This window comes from Bradyrhizobium sp. 61, assembly GCF_023073075.1.
In the GTDB taxonomy this organism is placed as follows: domain Bacteria; phylum Pseudomonadota; class Alphaproteobacteria; order Rhizobiales; family Xanthobacteraceae; genus Bradyrhizobium; species Bradyrhizobium barranii.
In genome coordinates this window covers 15,562-34,911 of sequence record NZ_JADPIU010000120.1, presented here as the reverse complement: position 1 = coordinate 34,911, position 19,350 = coordinate 15,562, and the positions used below count along the sequence as shown (strand labels likewise).

Sequence of the window (19,350 nt, the reverse complement as noted above, 5' to 3'; positions counted from 1 at the left end):
GTCCTTGCGGAGACTCCCCCTCACCCCACCCCTCTCCCCGCAAGCGGGGAGAGGGAGAAGAGAGAGGGGAAAATGTCCAATCTGTTCGACCTTCTGGTCGCGGGACTTGCCACCGGCGCGATCTATGCGCTGGTCGCGGTCGGCTTCACGCTGCTGTGGCAGACCTCGCAGACCATCAACTTCGCGCAAGGCGAGTTCGTGATGCTGCCGGCGTTCCTGATGCTGGCGGCTATGCATGCCGGCGCGCCGTTCTGGCTTGCGATCATCCTCGGCATCCTGCTCTCGATGCTCCTGCTGGGCCTCGCCTTCAAGATGCTGCTGGTCGATCCGATGATGCGCCATGGCGTGCTGCCGCTGGCGATCGCGACGATGGCGCTTGCGATCGGCATCAAGGAGGCCGTGAAGCAGTTCTTCAGCGCGGAGGCCTCGCCCTTCCCCTCGATCGTGCCGACCGGTGATATCTCCATTCTCGGACATGTCGTATCGCTGCAAAGCATCGGCGTCCTCGTCCTCGCCATTCTTGCCGTCTTCGGCCTGACGAGCCTTCTCAACCGCACGTCGCTCGGTCACCAGATGCAGGCGGCGGCGCAGAACCCGACGGTGGCGCGCATCATCGGCGTCCCGGTCGAGCGCATGATCCTGCTGACGTTCCTGATCAACGCCTTCCTGGTCGCACTGGCGTCGCTTTTGATCACGCCGATCTACCTCGCAAAATTCTCCTCCGGCGAGGTGCTCGGCCAGGCCGCCTTCATCGCCGCGATCGTCGGCGGCTTCAACCAGGTGCGCGGCGCCATCGCCGGCGGCCTCCTGATCGGCGTGCTCGACAATCTCGCGGCCGCCTATGTCTCGACGCAGTACCGCGCCGCCGTGCCGATGATCTTCCTGATCGCCGTCATCCTGTTCCGGCCGCAGGGCTTGCTCGGCCGCGCCGAGGAGCGCACCGTATGAGCGGCTTCGCCAAACCGTTGAAGATCGCGCTCGGCCTCATCGTCATTGCCGGCCTGATCATCGTCCCCATGAATTTCAACCGCTACGGCCTGTTCATCCTGAGCCAGTGGGCGGTGATGAGCATCGCCGCGATGGGGCTCAATTTGACACTCGGCTATGCCGGCCAGGTCTCGCTGGCGCAAGGGGCCTTCGTCGGCATCGGCGCCTATGCGGCCGCGATCATGACCACCCATGGCTGGCCGCTGCCGGCGGCGATCGTGGTCGCGATTGCCTTGAGCTTCGCGGTCGGCTGGGTGCTCGGCTATCCCGCGCTGCGCGTGCAGCACCATTACCTCGCTTTCGTCACCCTCGCCTTCTCCACCCTCGCCTTCCTGGTGTTCCGCAACGAGAGCTGGCTCACCGGCGGCATCTACGGCATCTCCAACATTCCGCGGCCGCACATCTTCGGCATCGCGACCAGTAAGCCGCTGCCGTTCTATTATGTCTGCCTCGGCTCGCTTGCGATCGTGTCGCTGGCGGTGTGGTGGCTGATCCGCTCGCCCTGGGGCCGCGCCTTCATGGCATTGCGCGAAAATCCGCTGCGCGCGCAGTCGCTCGGCGTCGACACAAGGCGCTATACGCTGATGGCCTTCGCGATCGGCTCGGCGCTCGGCGGCGTCGCCGGCGCGCTCTATGCGCCGCTGACGCAATATATCGATCCCGTGCCGTTCAACCTGTCGCTCTCGCTCGACCTCTTGATGATGGTGATCGTCGGCGGTGCCGGCTTCTACTTCGGGCCCTTCCTCGGCGCGATGATCGCGGTGCTGTTGCCGGAATGGCTGCGCTTCACGGAAGGGTATTATCTGATGCTCTACGCGGTCGCGGTGATGCTGCTCTTGATCTGGTCGCCGACCGGCATTCTGGGAATTCTCGACCGCTATCTCGCCGAGCGCCGCACCAAGGCGGCCTCCGCGCTGCGCGCCGTCGCAAAGTCCCGGCTGGAGACGGTGCAATGAGCGCGGTCTTGGAAGTCACCGGCATCAAGAAGAATTTCGGCGGCATCAGCGCGGTCGACGGCGTCTCATTCGACGTCCGCGAGGGCGAGATCCTCGGCCTGATCGGCCCGAACGGCTGCGGCAAGTCGACCCTGTTCAACTGCATCCTCGGCCAGCTCACACCATCAGGCGGCGAGGTCAAGCTCGACGGCAAGGTGGTCACGGGCCTGCGTCCCGCCGAGCTCAACAAGCTCGGGGTCAGCCGCACCTTCCAGCTCTTGCAGGTCTTCCCAAAGCTCTCGGTGCGCGAGAACCTGATCCTCGCAGGGCAGGAGCACCAGGGCAATATGGCCTCGCGCCTGGTCGGCCGCTCCGACGCCGGGCTGACCGAGACCGCGAACCAGATGATCGGCTTCTTCAAGCTCGACCATCTCGCCGACGAGCCGGCCGGCGGGCTCTCCTATGGCCAGCAAAAACTGCTCGATGCCGCGATGGCCTTCATGGGCGGGCCACGCCTCGTGCTGCTCGACGAGCCCGCCGGCGGCGTCAACCCGTCGATGCTGTCGGACCTGAAGGATCGCCTGGTCGCGATCAACCGCGAGAAGAACGCGACCTTCGTCGTGATCGAGCACAACATGGAATTCGTGATGTCGCTGTGCTCGCGCGTGATGGTGATGGCGGAGGGCAAGGTGCTGGCGATGGGGCGGCCGGATGAAGTGCGGAAAAATCCCGCCGTGATCGAAGCCTATCTCGGACATTAGGAAGCCATCATGAGCGACCCGATCCTCTCGGTTCACAATCTCGTCGGCGGCTACGGCAAGATGACGATCCTGAACGGCACCACCTTCGCCGTGCCGCAGGCGACCATCACCACCATCATCGGCCCCAACGGTGCCGGCAAGTCGACGGTGTTCAAGGCGATCTTCGGCCTGTTGAAGCTGCGCGAAGGCAAGATCAGCTTTGCCGGCCGTGACGTCACCAATTTGAACCAGCGCGCGCTGCTCAATGCCGGCATCTGCTACGTGCCACAGGGCCGCAACATCTTTCCCGAACTGTCGGTGCGCCACAATATCGAGCTCGGCGGCGTCTCCGCCGGCAAGGGCATCGACCTGTCCGCACGGATCGAAGCCGCGCTCGACCTGTTTCCCGCGCTGCGCCGCAAGTCGGCGCAGCAGGCCTCCACACTGTCCGGCGGCGAGCAGAAGCAACTCGAGATCGCGCGCTCGCTGCTGCTCGAGCCCAAACTCGTGCTGATCGACGAGCCTTCGATCGGGCTATCGCCGCTGATGGTGCAACAGACTTTCGACATCCTGAAGAGCTTGCGCGACCGCGGCGTCACCATCCTGATGATCGAGCAGAACGCGCGCTCGGCGCTGGAGATTTCCGACATCGGAATCGTGCTCGAGCTCGGCCAGACCCGCATGGTCGACGGCGCGAAGCGAATTCTGAACGATCCGCGCATCGGCCAGCTCTTTCTTGGCGGCGCCATGGAGGACAACGCAGCATGAACAAGCGTTCGATCGCGACCGTCTCGCTCTCAGGCAGCCTGGACGAAAAGCTCCGCGCCATCGCATCAGCCGGGTTCGACTCGGTCGAGATCTTCGAGAACGATCTGCTATCGTTCGGCTCGGGCCCGCGCGAGGTGGCACAGCTGTGCAAGGACCTCAATCTCGAGATTTGCGCATTCCAGCCGTTCCGCGATTTCGAGGGCATGCCGGAGCCGCAGCGGACACGCAACTTTGCCCGCGCCGAGCGCAAGTTCGACCTGATGCAGGAGCTCGGCACCGACCTGCTGCTGATCTGCTCCAACGTCTCGCCCGCCTCGCTCGGCGGCATCGATCGCGCCGCGGACGATTTTCGCGAGCTCGGCGAGCGCGCGGCCAAGCGCGGCTTGCGCGTCGGCTATGAGGCGCTGGCCTGGGGCCGCCATGTCAACGACTACCGCGACGCCTGGGAGATCGTACGCCGCGCCGATCATCCCGCGATCGGCGTCATCCTCGACAGCTTTCATGCACTCGCGCCCGGCTTTCCGGTTCGCGCCATGGCCTCGATCCCCGGCGACAAGATCTTTCTGGTGCAGCTCGCCGACGCGCCGAAGCTCGAGCTCGACATCCTCTCGTGGAGCCGGCACTTCCGCTCCTTCCCCGGTCAGGGCGACCTCCCGGTCGGTGAATTCATGCAGGCCATCGCGGCGACCGGCTATGCCGGGCCGCTGTCGCTCGAAATCTTCAACGACCAGTTCCGCGCCGGCTCATCCGCGCAGACCGCGGTCGACGGCCTGCGTTCGCTGATCCTGCTGGAGGACCAGCTCGCACCGGATTGGCCGAAGCTTGTCAGCGAGCCGCTGGCGCCGAAGGCGAAGAGCCATGGCACCGGCTTCATCGAGTTTGCCGTCAACGAGACCAAGGCGGTCGACCTCGCCCGCCTGTTCGCGCAGCTGGGCTTCCGCAAGACCGGCAAGCATCGCAGCAAGGCCGTGGAGCGCTGGTCGCAGGGCAAGGTCGAGCTCGTGATCAATTGTGAGACCGACGGCTTTGCGCATTCGCACTACGTCACGCACGGCCCCGGCGTCTGTGCGATTGCGCTCGACGTCGACAATGCCGGTCTTGCCATGCAGCGCGCCGAAGCGCTGAAGACGCGCACCTTCTACCAGCCGGTCGGGCCGGGCGAGCTGGAGATTCCCGCGATCCATGGCGTCGGCGGCAGCCTGCTCTATTTCCTCGATCAGGCCGGCAAGAACTGGGACACCGATTTCGAGCCGGTCGCAAGTGACGCGAACGCCGACGCCCTGCTTGCCGTCGATCACATCGCGCAGTCGATGCCCTACGACGAGATGCTGTCCTGGCTGCTGTTCTACACCGGCATCCTCGACCTGAAGCGGCTGCCGCAGATGGAGATCGCCGACCCGCGTGGCCTCGTGCAGAGTCAGGCCGTCATCAACGCCGACCAGAGCCTGCGCTTCGTGCTCAACGGCTCATCCGCCAACCGCACCCTGCCGGCGCGTTTCATCTCGGAGTTCTTCGGCTCGGGCGTGCAGCACGTCGCGTTCTCCTGCCGGGACATTTTTGCGACGGTCGCCGCGATGCGCAAGCGTGGCGCGGATTTCCTGGATATCCCTGATAACTACTACGACGACATCGAAGCCAAATACGACCTCGCGCCCGACCTGATGGCGCAGCTGCGCGCTAACCACATCCTCTACGACCGCGAAGGCGACGGCGAGTTCTTCCAGGTCTACACCCACATCTTCGATGAGCGCTTCTTCTTCGAGATCGTGGAACGACGGGATTATCAGGGATTTGGCGCAGCCAATGCCGGGATCAGGCTCGCGGCGCAGGCCCGCGAGGTAAGGCCTGCGAGCATGCCACGGGTGTAGGTCTTCGCCTCTCCCCGCCTGCGGGGAGAGGCCGGAATCTGCGGCAGCAAATTCCGGGTGAGGGAGACTCTCCGCGAGTCATATGTCCCCAGGAGCAACGTTCTCTCAACACGTCATTGCGAGCGCAGCGAAGCAATCCAGAGTCCCTCCGCGGAGACAGTCTGGATTGCTTCGCTGCGCTCGCAATGACGATGTGGGGACTATCGAGGAATACAACGACCTTCGTCCCCGCGGAGACCCCCCCTCACCCTGACCCTCTCCCCGCAGGCGGGGAGAGGGGAAGAGGCATCAACTCACTTCATCGCGCACTTGTCGTGGAAGCGATCCTGGTCGTTTTCCACGATCGTCGCGACCGTCTTCAGCGAGAGCTGGCCTTCGCCGTCCTTGACCACGTCCTGGAGATAGAAGCTCTGTACCGGGATGTGGTTCTTACCGTATTTGAACGGGCCGCGCAGCGACTTGAAGTTGGCCTTCTCCATCTCGGCCTTCATCGCGTCCTTCTTGCTGGTGTCGCCCTTCACAGCGACCACCGCGCTGTTGATGAGCTGGGCCGCGTCATAGGCCTGCGCGCCGTAATAGGTCGGGCGCAGATTGGTGTACTTCTTGCGGTAGTCGGCGACGAAGCGCTTGTTCTGCTCGTTCGGGAGATCGTTGACCCATTCCTGCGCGCCGGGCACGCCGAGCGCGTTCTCCTTCTGGAGCGGCAGCGACAGCTCGTCGACCGTGAAGGCGGTGTAGAGCGGCATCGTGCTCTTCAGGCCGGCCTGCGCATATTGATTGAGGAACTGCACGCCGGCCGCACCGGGATAGAACACGAATATCGACTCGGCGCCCGAGGCGCGCGCCTTGGAGAGCTCGGCGGAGAAATCGAGCTGGCTCGGCCAGACCGTGTATTCCTCGCCCTTGACCTCACCCTTGAACGTGCTCTTCAGACCCGCGAGCATGTCCTTGCCGGCCGCGTAGTTCGGCCCGATCAGGAACACGCTCTTGACGCCCTTCTGGTTCATATAGAGGCCCATGGCGGCCGGCGTCTGGTCGTTCTGCCAGGAGGTCGAGAACACGTAAGGCGAGCACAGTTCGCCGGCGAGCTGCGACGGACCGGCATTGGCCGAGATCAGGAAGGTCTGCGAGTCCACCGCGGTCTTGAGCGATGCCAGGAGCACGTTCGACCAGATGTAGCCGACGATGAAATCGACCTTGTCGGACTGCACCAGCTTCTCGGTCTTCTGCTTGCCGACATCGGGCTTCTGCCCGTCGTCCTCGTAGATCACCTCGACCGGCTTGCCGTCCATCTTGCGGCCGATGTGATCCAGCGCGAGCTCGAAGGAGTTGCGCATGTCGTTGCCGATCACGGCGGTCGGGCCGCTGAAGGTCGAAACGAAACCGATCTTGATGGTGTCGCCGGCGAATGCCTGATTTGCCAGCACCAGCGCCGCTGCGCCCGCCAGCCAGAATGCCGTCCTCATAACCACTCCCCTCCTTATTATTGATCCCGGAAACGGGGTGATCGCCGCCCCGGGTCTGTCTCTATTGAACGCAAAATCTGTCGCGCCGCCAATGGCTCAGCGCCCGCCCCTGCACCATATTTCGCCCCAATCGAGGATGGCAAGAAATATAATTCTACTCACTTCGACCAAGGCTGCGGCGCTTTTTCGCGGGATGACGATACGCCCCGCCTATGCCGCGATTGATGACGGCTATTGGACTACGGCGCCCAATGCGCACTTACATGAAGGAGAGCAGCAGCGAGATTCGAGGGTGTTATCATGGCCGCAAATCCCCACCGCGTCGTCATCGTCGGAGCCGGCTTCGGCGGGCTGGAGGCGACCTACCGGCTTGCGGGCGCGCCGGTCGACATCACTCTGATCGACCGCCGCAACCATCACCTGTTCCAGCCGCTGCTCTACCAGGTCGCGACCGCCTCGCTCGCGACCAGCGAAATCGCCTGGCCGGTCCGGCACCTGATGCGCGACCGGCGCGAGGTGACGACCCTGTTTGCGACGGTGAGTGGCGTCGATGCCGACCGGCGCTGCGTGCTGATCGACGACGGCAGCGAGGTGCCCTACGACACGCTGGTGCTCGCCACCGGCGCGCGCCATGCCTATTTCGGCCATGACGAGTGGGAGCAGTTCGCCCCCGGCCTGAAGACGCTGGAAGACGCGACCACGCTGCGCCGTCACATCCTGGTTGCATTCGAGCGCGCCGAGCGCGAGACCGATCCGGCCAAACGCGCGGCGCGGCTGACCTTCGTCATCGTCGGCGCCGGCCCCACCGGCGTCGAACTCGCCGGCACCATCGCCGAAATGGCGCACCACACGCTCCCCGCCGACTTCCGCAACATCGACACCCACAAGGCACGCGTGGTGCTGATCGAGGCCGGACCGCGCGTGCTCGCAGGCTTCCCCGATGATCTCTCGGCCTATGCGCAAGCGTCGCTGGAAAAGATCGGCGTCGAGGTCGTGCTGGGCCAGGCCGTCACCGAGATCAACCGTGAGGGCGTCGTATTCGGCGGCAAGCTGCTCGAAGCAAAGACGCGGATCTGGGCCGCCGGCGTGCGCGCCTCGCCCGCCGCCGAATGGCTAGGTGCACCAAGCGATCGCGCCGGGCGCGTGGAGGTCCAAGACGATCTGACGATACCTGGTCATCCCGAAATCTTTGCGATCGGCGACACTGTTGTGATCAACGCCTGGGAGGGGAAGCCGGTGCCCGGCATCGCGCCGGCCGCCAAGCAGCAGGGCCGGCACGTCGCCGAGACCATCAAGGCGCGCCTGCGTGGCGAGAACAAAGGTGCATTCCGCTACAAGCACTCCGGTAGCCTCGCACAGATCGGCAAGCGGCTCGCGGTGATCGATTTCGGCAAGGTCAAACTGCGCGGCACCATCGCATGGTGGATCTGGGGCATCGCCCACATCTACTTCCTGATCGGGCTGCGCCACCGCCTCAGCGTCGCCCTGAGCTGGCTCTGGATCTACGCCCGCGACCAGCGCGCGGCGCGGTTGATCACGCAGGGGAGTAGCAAGGTGGCGTAGGAGGCGCCTCTCTCGTGTCCCGGACGCGGCGCGGCATGCAATGACGCGACGCAGAGCCGGGACCCAGCAGTCGTGGGCCCCGGCTCTGCAGCGCATCGCTTCGCGCTGCGCTGCGTCCGGGGCACGAGACCGCCTACTTCACCAACTCGCACCCGCCCTCCGTCATCGGCCTAAACGCCTGGTCCGCGGGGATCGTCGAGACCAGCTTGTAGTAGTCGTACGGATATTTCGACTCCTCCGGCTTCTTCACCTCGAACAGATACATGGGATGCACGACGCGGCCGTCCTGGCGGATCGTGGTGTCACCGAACAGCTTGTCCTTGCCCCTAAACTTCTTCATCTCGGGCACGGCGTCCTTCGCATTGTCGCTGCCGGTCGCGGCGACCGCGTTCAGATAAGCGAGCGTCGAGGCATAGACGCCGGCCTGGTTGCCGCTCGGCATCTTGCCGTTCATGCCGGCCCGCGCCGCAAATCGCCTGGCGAAGGCGCGGGTGTCGTCGTTCATGTCCCAGTAAAACGCTTCCATGAGCTGGAGGCCCTGGGCGACCTTGATGCCCATGCCATGGACGTCGTTGATGAAGAGCAGGAAGGCGACGAGCTTCTGCCCGCCTTGCTGGATGCCGAACTCGGCAGCCTGCTTCACCGCGTTGATGGTGTCGCCGCCGGCATTGGCGAGGCCGATCACCTGCGCTTTCGAGCCCTGCGCCTGCAACAGGAAGGAGGCAAAGTCCGACGTGCCGAGCGGGTGCTTGGAGGAGCCGAGCACCTTGCCGCCGTGCGCCTCGATGTATTTCTGCGCCTCCGCCTCGATGCCCTTGCCGAGCGCATAGTCGACCGTGAGGAAATACCAGTCCTTGCCGCCGCGCGACATCATCGCGGCAGCGGTGGTGTTGCCGGTCGCCCAGGCATCGTTGACCCATTGGATCGTATTGGGCGAGCAGGCCTTGCCGGTGAGATCCGAGCTTGCGGTCGACGACGCCAGGAAGGTCATGCGGCTGTCGCGCAGCAGCGTGTTGATGGAGAGGCCGACGGCCGAATTCGGCACGTCGACGATGGCATCGACACCCTCGACATCGAGCCATTTGCGCGCGATGGCGTTGCCGACATCGGCCTTGTTCTGGTGGTCGGCATAGACGATCTCGACCTTGATGTTCTTGCCGCCGCCGTTGAAATCCTCGGCCGCCATCCGCGCAGCCTCGACCGAGCCCATACCGTTGGTGTCCTGGAAGATGCCCGAGATGTCGTTGAGCACGCCGACGCGCACGACATTGTCGGAGATCTCGGCGCTTGCCGCGCCGCTCATCAGGCTCGCCGCCAGCGCGAGCGTCCATTTCAGGTGTTTCATCGTTCCCTCCCCTTTGTGTGTCGCGCCGGTCGCCGCCGGCACGTTCTGGAATTCAGACCTGCCGTTCCGGCAATCTCAGCACCAGCCCGTCGAGCGCGGGCGTGATCATGATCTGGCAAGCCAGCCGGCTGTTCGGCAGCCGCTCGGCGGCGGTGCCGTCGAGCAGCGCGTCTTCGTCATCAGCCATCGCGGGCAGGCGCGCGAGCCAGGCTGCGTCGATATAGACGTGGCAGGTCGCACACATGGCATTGCCACCGCACTCGGCCAGGATGCCGTCGAGACCATGGCGGGTCGCGGCCTGCATGGCGCTTTCGTCGCCTGAAGTTTCGACACGATCGGACTGGCCGTCGGCATGGATGAAAGTGATGGCGGGCATCAAGGCTCCTCGTCAGGCCGGGGTGATGGTGATCGGCAGGCTGTCGAGCCCGCGCAGCGTGTTGTTGAAGCGGCGTTTCGGCTCGCCCGTGATCTCGATCTTCGCGATACGCCGCGCCAGCGCCGTCAGCATCACTTCGCCTTCGAGACGCGCGACGAGCTGGCCGACGCACATGTGGATGCCGGAGCCGAAGCCGACATGGCCGGACGAGCGGCGCGTGATGTCGTAGCTGTCGGGCTTGTCCCAGCGGCGCGGATCGCGATTGGCGGCGGCAAGGAACATCAGCACCTTCTCACCTTCGCCGATCGTCGCGCCTGACAGCTCGACCTCACGTGTCGTGGTGCGGAAGAAGGTCTGCACCGGGCTTTCGAAACGAACCGCTTCCTCGAAGGCGCTACGCGCGAGCGTGAGATCGCCGCGCAGGCGCTGCCATTGCTCGGGGAAGCGCGCGAGGCAATAGACGGCCGCGCCGATGCCGTTGACAGTGGTGTCGAGGCCAGCCGACAGCAGCGAGCGCACCAGCAGCGGCGCTTCGGTGGCCGTGATCGCACCCTCGTCGACCTGGGCATGAATGCAGGCGCCAAAGCCGCCCGGCGCAAGGTTCTCGCGCTGGCACTGCTCGGCAACATAGGCTTGATGGGGCGTTGAACGCGCAATCGCCTCCCGGCGCAGCTCATTGGGCGGCCCGAATGCGTTGAACACGACGCTCGCGTAGGGAATCAGATGTTCGCGCCCCTCGGATTTCAGCCCGAGCGCATCCGGGAAGATCGAGAGCGGATAGGCCTCGGCGAGGTCGGCGATCGCGTCGAAGCTGCGCCTTTCGATCAGCGCGTCCACCCGCTCCTCGGCCGTCGCGGCAAAGCGGTCGCGCACCTGCTTCATCACGGTCGGCGACAGCACCTTCGAGAGCACGGCGCGGGTCCGCGTATGCGCGGGCGGATCGGCCTCGAGGATCAGGCTCGGCGGCCGCCACGGCGTCTCCTTCTTGAAATCGGAGAGGCCGACGCCGCGGCTGGAGCAGAACGTCGCGGGATCGTTCAGCACGGCGTGGACCTCGGCATAGCGTGCCACGCCGTAGACGTTCCATTTGTCGAGATAGACGACCGGACCTGCCTCCCGCAGCAGCTCGTGCGTGGGATAGGGGTCGGCGAAAAAATTCATGTCGAAGGGATCGACGTCGAGATGCGGGACGCCTGATACGGCGGAGCCAGGTGCGCTCATTGAAGTCCTCCCTCATTTTGATCTTGTGAAAGGGCCGCGCTTGCCCTTAGGTCTTCGGACACGCCGCGAGACAAAAGACCGATATGCCGCCGTCTTCGACCAGAGCCCGCCAAAGGCCCGCACCCTCCGAAACCGGGCCGACGCTCGATCTCGACCGTTACGTCCCGGCTTTCATCACCTTCATCGCCAACAAGCTCTCGAACAGCGCCACCGCGTTCTACCAGCGCGAGTTCGGCGTCAACGTCACCGAATGGCGGATCATGTCGCTGCTGGCGATCGAGCCTGGTATTCCCGCCTCGCGCATCTGCCACGTCATCGGTTTTGACAAGGGACCGGTGAGCCGGACGCTCGCGGGGCTGGAGAAGCGCGGACTGGTGTCGATCCGCACCGACCCGAATGACGGCCGCACCCATTCGATCTCGCTGACGGCGAAGGGCCGCGCCACCCATGACAAGGTGATCGTCGCGGCGTTCGAGCGCGAGCGGCGGCTGCTGTCCTGCCTGAGCAAGGACGAGCGCGAGGTGCTGATCGATCTGCTGCGCCGGCTGCACGAAAATCTCGGCGCAGTGACCGGCAGCAGCACCACCTGACGCGCGCGTGAAGCGCGCGGCATCGCCGCTTACAGGCATACGCCGGCGTTTGCCCGCGGCACCCTCTCTGCCGAGCATCGTTTCCTCCAGGATCAGGCGCAGCGGTTCCCCCGCCGTCATCCTTGTCTCGAACGGTTCGCACAAATTAGTTGCTTAAGCAACAAAAGAATCATGCAGGATATTGCGGCAGAATGGCTGGCTTAGTTGGCGGCAGCTCTATCCCCGTCATTGCGAGCGCAGCGACGCAATCCAGAGCCCCTCCGGGGAAAGATTCTGGATTGCTTCGCTGCGCTCGCAATGACGATGTGGAGAGAGCGTGGCCTCACTCTGACCTGATCTGCCCGTGGCTACAGACCGATCCACTCACCCGACGCATCATCATTCACCCGCGCCACCGCATCGGCACGCCGCGTCAGCACGGCGCGCTGGTTGATGTAACCCTTGTCGGTGATCTCGCCTCCGTCAACCGACGGCGGCTCGGCGAGCAGCAGCGCGCGCGTCGCGTGGCCGGAGGAGTTGGTGCCCTGCTGCTTCAGCTTCGCCAGGCCCTGCGCGATCGCAGCCCTGACCCTCCCATCGCCAAGCACATCGTTGACGCCTGCCGTCTCGGGCAAGCCGGCATGGGCACGGCACGCGGCCATGTTCGGGAAGACCAGGAAGCGCACCTCGTCGCCGCCATGGCCGACGACGACGATATCCTGCGCCAGCGGCGCGAGTGCCGCGATGCCGGCGACGCGCAGCGTGCCGACGCTGACCCAGGTGCCGGAATTGAGCTTGAAGTCTTCCGCAACACGACCATCGAAGAACAATCCGCGCTCCGGCCTGTTCGCATCGGCAAGCTTCACGGCATCGCCAATGAGATAAAAGCCCTCGTCGTCGAAAGCCTGCTTCGTCAGCTCCGGCGCCTTCCAATAACCCGGCGTGACATTGGGGCCGCGCACGCGCACCTCCAGCTTGTCGCCCGACGTGACGAGCTTCAGCTCGGTTCCGGGAATGGGCACGCCGATATTGCCCGAGCGCTCCGCGAGGAAATGACAGTCGGTCGCGAGCGGTGACGTCTCGGTCGAACCCCAGGCCGACACCATCGGCAGCGGACGACCAACAGTCTCCACCGAAAGCTGCTCGAGCGCGTCCCAGAGGTTCTGCGGCAACGCGGCGCCGGCATAGAAGGCGAATTTCACCTCGCCGAAGAAGCGGCGGCGCAGCTCCTCGTCGCCGCGCAGCGCTGCGATCAGCATGTCGAAACCGCGCGGCACGTTGAAATAGACCGTCGGCATCACGCTTTTCAGATTGGCGAGTGACGTTGCGAACAGGCCGGGCGCGGGCTTGCCGCCGTCGATATAGAGCGACCCGCCGTTGCACAGCACGAGATTGAAATTGTGGTTGGCGCCGAACGTGTGGCTCCAGGGGAGCCAATCGAGAATGACGAGATCGCTGTCAGCCTGCTCCAGGAACGTCCAAGTTTGCGCCTTGGCCTGCTGGCTCGAGGTCAGCATGCGCTGGGTGTTGATGACGGCTTTCGGCGTGCCGGTCGAGCCCGAGGTGAACAGGAATTTTGCGATCGTGTCCGGTGTCACCGCGGCGAAGGCTTTTGCGACGTCGAGGGTTTCAGGAGTTGACGCAATGGCGCGAAAGGCAAGCGCATCGGTATCGCCAGCATTGCCGCTGATGATCTGCGCTTTGTGCAGCGGCTCGATCGCGGCCAGCGCCGCGGCAAACGGTTTGGTGGCGGAGACATAGATCGCGCCGGGCTGAAGCAGCGAGATCATGCCCTTGAGCTTGTCGAAATCTTTCGACATCAGAGAATAGGCCGGCGAGATCGCGGCCGAGGGAACGCCGACATGCTGGGCGGCCAGCGCGAGCAACGCGTGATCGATGCTGTTGTCGGAGAGAATGACGACGGGGCGCTCGGCGCTGAGGCTCTGCGCCAGAATCCAGGACGCCGCCGCGCGCACACGCCGCAGGGCACCCGCGTAGGTCATGGTGGCCCAGGGCGTGTCGGCGCTGTCGCGCTCGGCGAGGAAGATCGTGTCAGGCGTCTGCCGCGCAAAATGCTCCAGCCAGTCGCCGATGCAGCGCGCGCCGTCGCGCAAGGGTTCTGGCGAGCGCAGCACGATGCTGCCGTCGGGGCGATGCTCGGCGACGGTCTTGGGTGTTGCGAACAGGCTCGAAGCGTCACCGCGTGCGGCGGTTGTCATGGTTTCCTCCTCGCCCGTATCAGGGATCGGCTACAGCCTCGTTCCGGGCCGCTTTGGCCATATTGTTGGGCGCGACAATTGTTGTCGTCAACAACAATCTTCCACGGGGGCCTTCGGGGCGCTAAGGTTGCACGGCAGGAGAGATCACGTGACAGCCAGCGCAGCCCGAACTGAGCCCCGCCCCTCCCCACGCAAACGTGCCGGCAACGGCGCGGCGCGGCCGAACGACGCGGACGAGATCGGCCTCGACGCGCTGGTCGGGCACGCCGGTTATGCGGTGCGTCGCTTCCAGATCTGGATCTTTCAGGACTTCATCAAGACGCTCGGCGCGGTCGACATCAAGCCGACGCAGTATTCCGTGCTGACGGTCATCGGCGCCAATCCGGGCCTCTCCCAGATGGCGGTGGCGAAGCGTCTCGGCATCGAGCGCGCCCGGCTGGTGCATCTGCTCGACAGCCTCGAACAGCGCAAGCTGGTGAAGCGGATCAAGTCGAAGGCAGACCGCCGCTCTCACGCGCTGCACCTCACCGCACCGGGGGAGACGGCGCTTGCCAAATTCAAGCGCCTGGCCGCCGAGCACGAGCGGCATGTCGTGGAGAAGATCGGCAAGGAGAACCGGGAGCGGCTGCTCCAGATCCTTGCCGGCTTCACCTGATCGAGACTGCCCAACATTTACGCAAATGCCCGTATCAGGGCGCTGGCACGACGGCCCATCAATCCTCGAAATATCCAACAAGCCACTGATCCATCGATAATATCCGGGACATTGCGCCTGCCCGGATTGTGTACACAATGGCACATCGCTTGCTTCAATCCGGGTAAGACCTGTTGCCGGAGTTTTGTCACCATGGGGGCTGAGCAGCCTGAAACGATCGCCGCGATTGTGGCCGCGCATCGCGCGGGCACGATCACGCCTGCGCAGACCGTCGCGCGAACCTATCAGCGCATCCGCGATCACAACGATCCCGCAATCTTCATCAGCCTGCGCGACGAGAAGGACGCGATCGCGGAAGCCGAGAAGCTTGCCGCAAGGGATGCCACCAGCCTGCCGCTCTACGGCGTGCCGGTCGCGGTGAAGGACAATATCGACGCGCTGGGATTTCCGACCACCGCGGCCTGCCCGGCCTTCTCGTATACGCCGACGCATGATTCGACCGCGGCGGAACGCCTGCGCGCGGCCGGCGCGATCATCATCGGCAAGACCAATCTCGACCAGTTCGCAACCGGCCTCGTCGGCGTGCGCTCGCCTTATGGCATCCCCAAAAATTCGATCCGCGAGGATCTCATTCCCGGCGGCTCGAGCTCAGGCTCGGCGGTCGCCGTGGGTGCCGGACTGGTGCCGCTGTCACTGGGCACGGACACCGCCGGCAGCGGCCGGGTACCGGCGATGCTCAACAACATCGTCGGGCTGAAGCCGAGCCTCGGCATGATCTCGACGGCCGGCCTGGTGCCGGCCTGCCGCACGCTCGATTGCATCTCGGTATTCGCTTTGACCGTCGACGACGCCGCCCTCGCACTCTCCGTGATGGCGGGTCCAGACCAGGCCGACCCGTTCTCGCGCGACCGGCCGCTCGGCGCGATCACGCCGTTCCCCGCGAATTTGCGCCTCGGCGTACCGCGCAACGGACAACTGATCTTCTTCGGCGACAGGAAGGCAGAAGCCGCTTACGGCGATGCGCTGAAGCGCTGGACCGCGCTCGGCGCTGAGCTGGTCGAGTTCGACCTTGAGCCGTTCTACGAGACGGCGCGGCTGCTCTATGAGGGGCCGTGGGTCGCCGAACGCTATCTCGTGATCAAGGATCTGCTGGCGTCCGCGCCTGATTCGATTCATCCGGTGACGCGCGAGATCACCGCCGCCGGCGCGCGGCTGACCGCTGCGGAAACCTTCTCTGCGCTCTACCGTTTGCAGGGCCTGCGCAAGATCGCCGAGCGCACCTTCGCCAATATCGACGCGCTGGTGCTGCCGACGGCGCCGACTGCGTATACGACGGCGCAGGTGCTGGCCAATCCGATCGAGCTCAACAGCCGGCTCGGCACCTACACCAATTTTGTCAACCTGCTCGATCTCTGTGGCCTCGCGGTACCGGCGTCGATGCGCACCGACGGCATTCCGTTCGGCATCACGCTGCTCGCGCCTGCGGGGCGCGATGCGCTGATTGCGAGCATCGGCCGTGCATTCCATGCGGATACGAAACTAACCGTTGGCGCGAAGGGCGTTGCGCAGGCACCGCTGGCGCCGCTCGCAGTAAACGACAGCGACGAGATTCCGATCGCCGTTGTCGGCGCGCATCTCTCCGGCATGGCGCTGAACGGCGAATTGCGGGCACTGAACGGTAAACTGGTCGAAGCGACCAAGACCGCGCCCGACTACAAGCTCTACGCACTCAAGACCACGCCCCCGAAGCCGGGCATGCTGCGCGTCGAGGCAGGCACGGGCGCGTCGATCGAGCTGGAGATCTGGTCGCTGTCGTCGTCGGCTTTCGGCAAGTTCGTAAACGCGATTCCCGCGCCGATGGCGATCGGCACAATCAGGCTAGCGGATGGCCGCAGCGTGAAAGGGTTTCTCGTTGAGCCGGAGGTGCTGGGCGAGGCGCGAGACATCACGGCGTATGGCGGCTGGCGGAAGTTCATGGCGAAGGCCGCGACGGCGTAGATCTCGTAGGGTGGGCAAAGCGAAGCGTGCCCACCAACAGCATGAGTTAGGATAGATGGTGGGCACGGCGCTTTGCGCCTTTGCCCACCCTACGGTACCGCGTTTGCCGCTCTACACCGACACCGCGTAAATCTCATACTCTCCGCGCACCAGCTCGATATGCGCGCGCATGGCGGCGGCGGCGCCCTGCTTGTCGCCGCGCATGATGGCGACGACGACGCGGTCGTGCTCGGCCTGCGACTTTGCCAATCGGCCGAGGTTGCGGAACTGGGCGCGGCGGAACGGTTGCACGCGGACGCGGGTCGCCAGCGTAATCTCGGCGATGTAGCCGTTCTGCGATCCCGCATAGATCGCGTTGTGGAAGCGCTCGTTGACCTCGTGGAAACGATCGGGATTGCCGGCGTAGCTGAGCACGCGCAGCTCTTCATGGATGGCTTCGAGACCGTGACGCTCGGCAGCCGACATGCGCTCGGCCGCAAGGCCCGCGCACAGCGCCTCGAGCTCCGCCATTGCCTCGAACATGCTCTTGAGACGCTCGACCGAGGGCTGCGCCACCACCGCGCCACGATGGGCGCGCGATTCGACGAGGCCGCTCGCCACCAGCTGGCGCAACGCCTCGCGAACCGGCGTGCGCGAGACGCTGAAGCGCCGCGCGATGTCGGTTTCATCAAGCGGCGCGCCCGGGGCCAGGGTTCCGCGTACGATCTCGTCGGCGAGTTGAAGCCGCAGCTCCTCGGCGCGCGTGATCTTGTGCACGCTGGGCTGCGCCCGGTCGACGCGCGGCACCACCGGCTCGGCCGGCAATGTTCCGGGCGGAAGATCGTCAAGCGTCATACGGTCAGGTCTCTTTCGACTCGTCGATGATGCTGACATGGGCGGCGACGACGCGCCAGCCCTCCGGGAAGCGAATCCAGGTCTGCATCTGCCGGCCGACCTTGCCGGGAGCCGTGTCGCGATAGAACAGGGTGGAGGCCACGGCCGTGTCGCGGCCATAGCTGGTGATCACGGTCTTCGCGGTGCGGCGGTTGAGGCCGACCGGCGAGCGCCCGGCGCGGAAGCCGGAGATCGCCTCATAGCCGTAGAGGTTCTCGCCGATGCCATAGCGCAGCGTGCGGGGATCGTTGCGGAACAGTTCGCCGAGCACGGCGACGTCGTTGGTGACGAGCGCCTGCTCATAGCGATCGAACGCGGCTTTGACTTCCGCGATCACCTCGGGGAGATCGATCTCCATTTTAAATCCCTCTCAAAGTCCCCTTGGCGACGGCGCGGATACCACGCCCATCTTCTCCAATGCGTGCGCGACGCGCAACGCGATGTCCTCGCGCCAGGGCGCGGCGATGATCTGCACGCCGATCGGCAGCGGCTCGAGCGGCACCGGCACGGCGACCACCGGCAACCCGATGAACGAGATCGGCTGGGTGTGGATGCCGATATTGGCGCGAACCGGCAACTCGACGCCGTCGAGCGTGAAATTCACCTGGCCAAGCTTCGGCGCGGTGCAGGGCGTGGCCGGTGCAATCAGCACGTCGACGGATTTGAAGATCTCGGCGAGCTGCGCGCGATACCAGCGGCGGAATTTTTGCGCGCGGTCGACCAGCGGCGCCGGCACCATCGCGCCGGCGATCAGCCGGTCGCGCACGGCGGGATCGAAATCGTTCGGGCGCTTGCGCAGGCGATCGAGATGCAGCGAGGCGCCTTCGGTGGTGGTGATGACATAGGCCGCCGCGCGGGCGCGCGAGGCTTCGGGGACGTCAACGATTTTCGTCGCGCCGAGCGCCTTGGCGATGCGGCTGACGGCTTCGACGGCCTCGGGAAACACGTTCTTCTGAAAGTGCCCGCCGGCAATCGCAATGCGCAGGTCCGACACCGGATTGGCGAGTAGCGGCAGCGTCGGCTCCAAGCCACGTGTGGTGCAGGCGGCATCGTCCGCATCCGGTCCCTGCATCGCGTCATAGGCGAGCGCGAGATCGGTCGCCGAGCGCGCGAACGGGCCGAGATGATCGAGGCTCGCGACGAACGGGAACGAGCGCGCCCGCGACAGCCGGCCATAGGTCGGCTTCAAACCAAAGATGCCGCAGAAGGAGGACGGCACGCGGATCGAACCATTGGTGTCCGAGCCGAGTGCGATCGGCACCAGCGCGCCGCCGACGGCGCTCCCCGAGCCACCGGACGAGCCGCCGGTCATCCGGGTCGTGTCATGCGGATTGCGCGAGGGACCGTCATGGACGTTCTCGCCGGTGAAGTCGTAGGCGTATTCGCCCATGTTGAGCGCGCCGACGAGCACGGCACCTGCGGCTTCCATCCGCTCGATCAGCGTGGCGTCGCGCTTGGCCGGCGCGAGGTCGCGGTTGATCTTCGAGCCGGCGCGTGTCGGAAGCCCCGCGACGTCAAACAGGTTCTTCACCGCGAAGGGAACGCCGGCGAGTGGGCCAACCTCCTTGCCGGCAGCAATGTCGGCGTCGATCGCACGCGCTTTCGCACGGGCGCGATCGGCGGTGACGTCGGTGAAGGAATTGAGGACGCCATCGTGCTGCTTGATGCGCGCAAGCGCTGCTTCGGTGGCATCGAGTGCCGACATCTTGCCGCCGGCCACAGCCTTGGCGATGTCCGCAGCCGTCATCTCTGGCTTGGTGGTCATGG

17 protein-coding genes are annotated in these 19,350 nt (G+C 65.1%); 9 read left to right on the top strand and 8 right to left on the bottom strand.

Annotation, left to right across the window (positions count from 1 at the left end):
• The first annotated feature begins 72 nt into the window (after positions 1-72).
• From IVB46_RS44670 to IVB46_RS44650, 5 genes are read left to right on the top strand one after another with little or no spacing between them, the layout of a single operon-like run.
• Positions 73-948, top strand: a complete 876-nt coding sequence (locus tag IVB46_RS44670; protein ID WP_247313193.1) for a branched-chain amino acid ABC transporter permease — start codon at positions 73-75, stop codon at positions 946-948.
• On the top strand, positions 945-1,943 hold the full coding sequence (locus IVB46_RS44665) for a branched-chain amino acid ABC transporter permease (protein WP_247312827.1): 999 nt from the start codon (positions 945-947) through the stop codon (positions 1,941-1,943). Before IVB46_RS44670 ends, IVB46_RS44665 begins: the two co-directional genes overlap by 4 nt.
• Positions 1,940-2,683, top strand: coding sequence for an ABC transporter ATP-binding protein (locus tag IVB46_RS44660; RefSeq protein ID WP_038933436.1), 744 nt, complete (start codon positions 1,940-1,942; stop codon positions 2,681-2,683). Before IVB46_RS44665 ends, IVB46_RS44660 begins: the two co-directional genes overlap by 4 nt.
• A gap of 9 nt (positions 2,684-2,692) precedes the next feature.
• Entirely contained in the window at positions 2,693-3,430 is a 738-nt protein-coding gene (locus IVB46_RS44655; RefSeq protein ID WP_247312830.1) for an ABC transporter ATP-binding protein, read from the top strand.
• The gene (locus IVB46_RS44650; protein WP_247312833.1) at positions 3,427-5,298 is read left to right on the top strand and encodes a sugar phosphate isomerase/epimerase and 4-hydroxyphenylpyruvate domain-containing protein; all 1,872 of its coding nucleotides are present in this window, start codon (positions 3,427-3,429) and stop codon (positions 5,296-5,298) included. Before IVB46_RS44655 ends, IVB46_RS44650 begins: the two co-directional genes overlap by 4 nt.
• A gap of 293 nt (positions 5,299-5,591) precedes the next feature.
• Here the strand turns inward: IVB46_RS44650 and IVB46_RS44645 are convergent, their stop codons facing one another.
• On the bottom strand, positions 5,592-6,764 hold the full coding sequence (locus IVB46_RS44645) for an ABC transporter substrate-binding protein (RefSeq protein ID WP_247312836.1): 1,173 nt from the start codon (positions 6,762-6,764) through the stop codon (positions 5,592-5,594).
• A 300-nt stretch (positions 6,765-7,064) separates the two neighbouring features.
• On the opposite strand from IVB46_RS44645, the gene IVB46_RS44640 reads away from it, so the two are divergent.
• Entirely contained in the window at positions 7,065-8,327 is a 1,263-nt protein-coding gene (locus IVB46_RS44640) for an NAD(P)/FAD-dependent oxidoreductase (protein ID WP_208083547.1), read from the top strand.
• 133 nt (positions 8,328-8,460) lie between these two features.
• On the opposite strand, the gene IVB46_RS44635 is transcribed toward IVB46_RS44640, so the two are convergent.
• From IVB46_RS44635 to IVB46_RS44625, 3 genes are read right to left on the bottom strand one after another with little or no spacing between them, the layout of a single operon-like run.
• Complete coding sequence (locus IVB46_RS44635) at positions 8,461-9,672, bottom strand: ABC transporter substrate-binding protein (RefSeq protein WP_247312839.1); 1,212 nt, start codon at positions 9,670-9,672, stop codon at positions 8,461-8,463.
• Between the two features lie 52 nt (positions 9,673-9,724).
• Positions 9,725-10,048, bottom strand: coding sequence for a 2Fe-2S iron-sulfur cluster-binding protein (locus tag IVB46_RS44630; protein ID WP_247312842.1), 324 nt, complete (start codon positions 10,046-10,048; stop codon positions 9,725-9,727).
• Positions 10,049-10,060: 12 nt separating this feature from the next.
• Positions 10,061-11,269, bottom strand: a complete 1,209-nt coding sequence (locus IVB46_RS44625) for a cytochrome P450 (RefSeq protein WP_247312845.1) — start codon at positions 11,267-11,269, stop codon at positions 10,061-10,063.
• A gap of 83 nt (positions 11,270-11,352) precedes the next feature.
• Here IVB46_RS44625 and IVB46_RS44620 point away from each other — a divergent pair, with 83 nt between their 5' ends.
• Entirely contained in the window at positions 11,353-11,859 is a 507-nt protein-coding gene (locus tag IVB46_RS44620; RefSeq protein WP_247312848.1) for a MarR family transcriptional regulator, read from the top strand.
• A gap of 347 nt (positions 11,860-12,206) precedes the next feature.
• On the opposite strand, the gene IVB46_RS44615 is transcribed toward IVB46_RS44620, so the two are convergent.
• On the bottom strand, positions 12,207-14,057 hold the full coding sequence (locus IVB46_RS44615; RefSeq protein ID WP_247312851.1) for a feruloyl-CoA synthase: 1,851 nt from the start codon (positions 14,055-14,057) through the stop codon (positions 12,207-12,209).
• Between the two features lie 148 nt (positions 14,058-14,205).
• Here IVB46_RS44615 and IVB46_RS44610 point away from each other — a divergent pair, with 148 nt between their 5' ends.
• The gene (locus tag IVB46_RS44610; protein WP_166348049.1) at positions 14,206-14,712 is read left to right on the top strand and encodes a MarR family winged helix-turn-helix transcriptional regulator; all 507 of its coding nucleotides are present in this window, start codon (positions 14,206-14,208) and stop codon (positions 14,710-14,712) included.
• A 192-nt stretch (positions 14,713-14,904) separates the two neighbouring features.
• Complete coding sequence (gene atzF / locus IVB46_RS44605) at positions 14,905-16,710, top strand: allophanate hydrolase (RefSeq protein ID WP_247312853.1); 1,806 nt, start codon at positions 14,905-14,907, stop codon at positions 16,708-16,710.
• A gap of 111 nt (positions 16,711-16,821) precedes the next feature.
• On the opposite strand, the gene IVB46_RS44600 is transcribed toward atzF, so the two are convergent.
• The 3 genes from IVB46_RS44600 to IVB46_RS44590 are packed head-to-tail and all read right to left on the bottom strand — an operon-like array spanning position 16,822 to position 19,348.
• Positions 16,822-17,544 (bottom strand): GntR family transcriptional regulator, encoded by a 723-nt coding sequence (locus IVB46_RS44600; RefSeq protein WP_014491242.1) that lies wholly within the window; start codon positions 17,542-17,544, stop codon positions 16,822-16,824.
• A gap of 4 nt (positions 17,545-17,548) precedes the next feature.
• On the bottom strand, positions 17,549-17,941 hold the full coding sequence (gene hpxZ / locus IVB46_RS44595) for an oxalurate catabolism protein HpxZ (RefSeq protein ID WP_247312856.1): 393 nt from the start codon (positions 17,939-17,941) through the stop codon (positions 17,549-17,551).
• Between the two features lie 12 nt (positions 17,942-17,953).
• Complete coding sequence (locus IVB46_RS44590) at positions 17,954-19,348, bottom strand: AtzE family amidohydrolase (RefSeq protein ID WP_247312859.1); 1,395 nt, start codon at positions 19,346-19,348, stop codon at positions 17,954-17,956.
• Between the last annotated feature and the right edge of the window lie 2 nt (positions 19,349-19,350).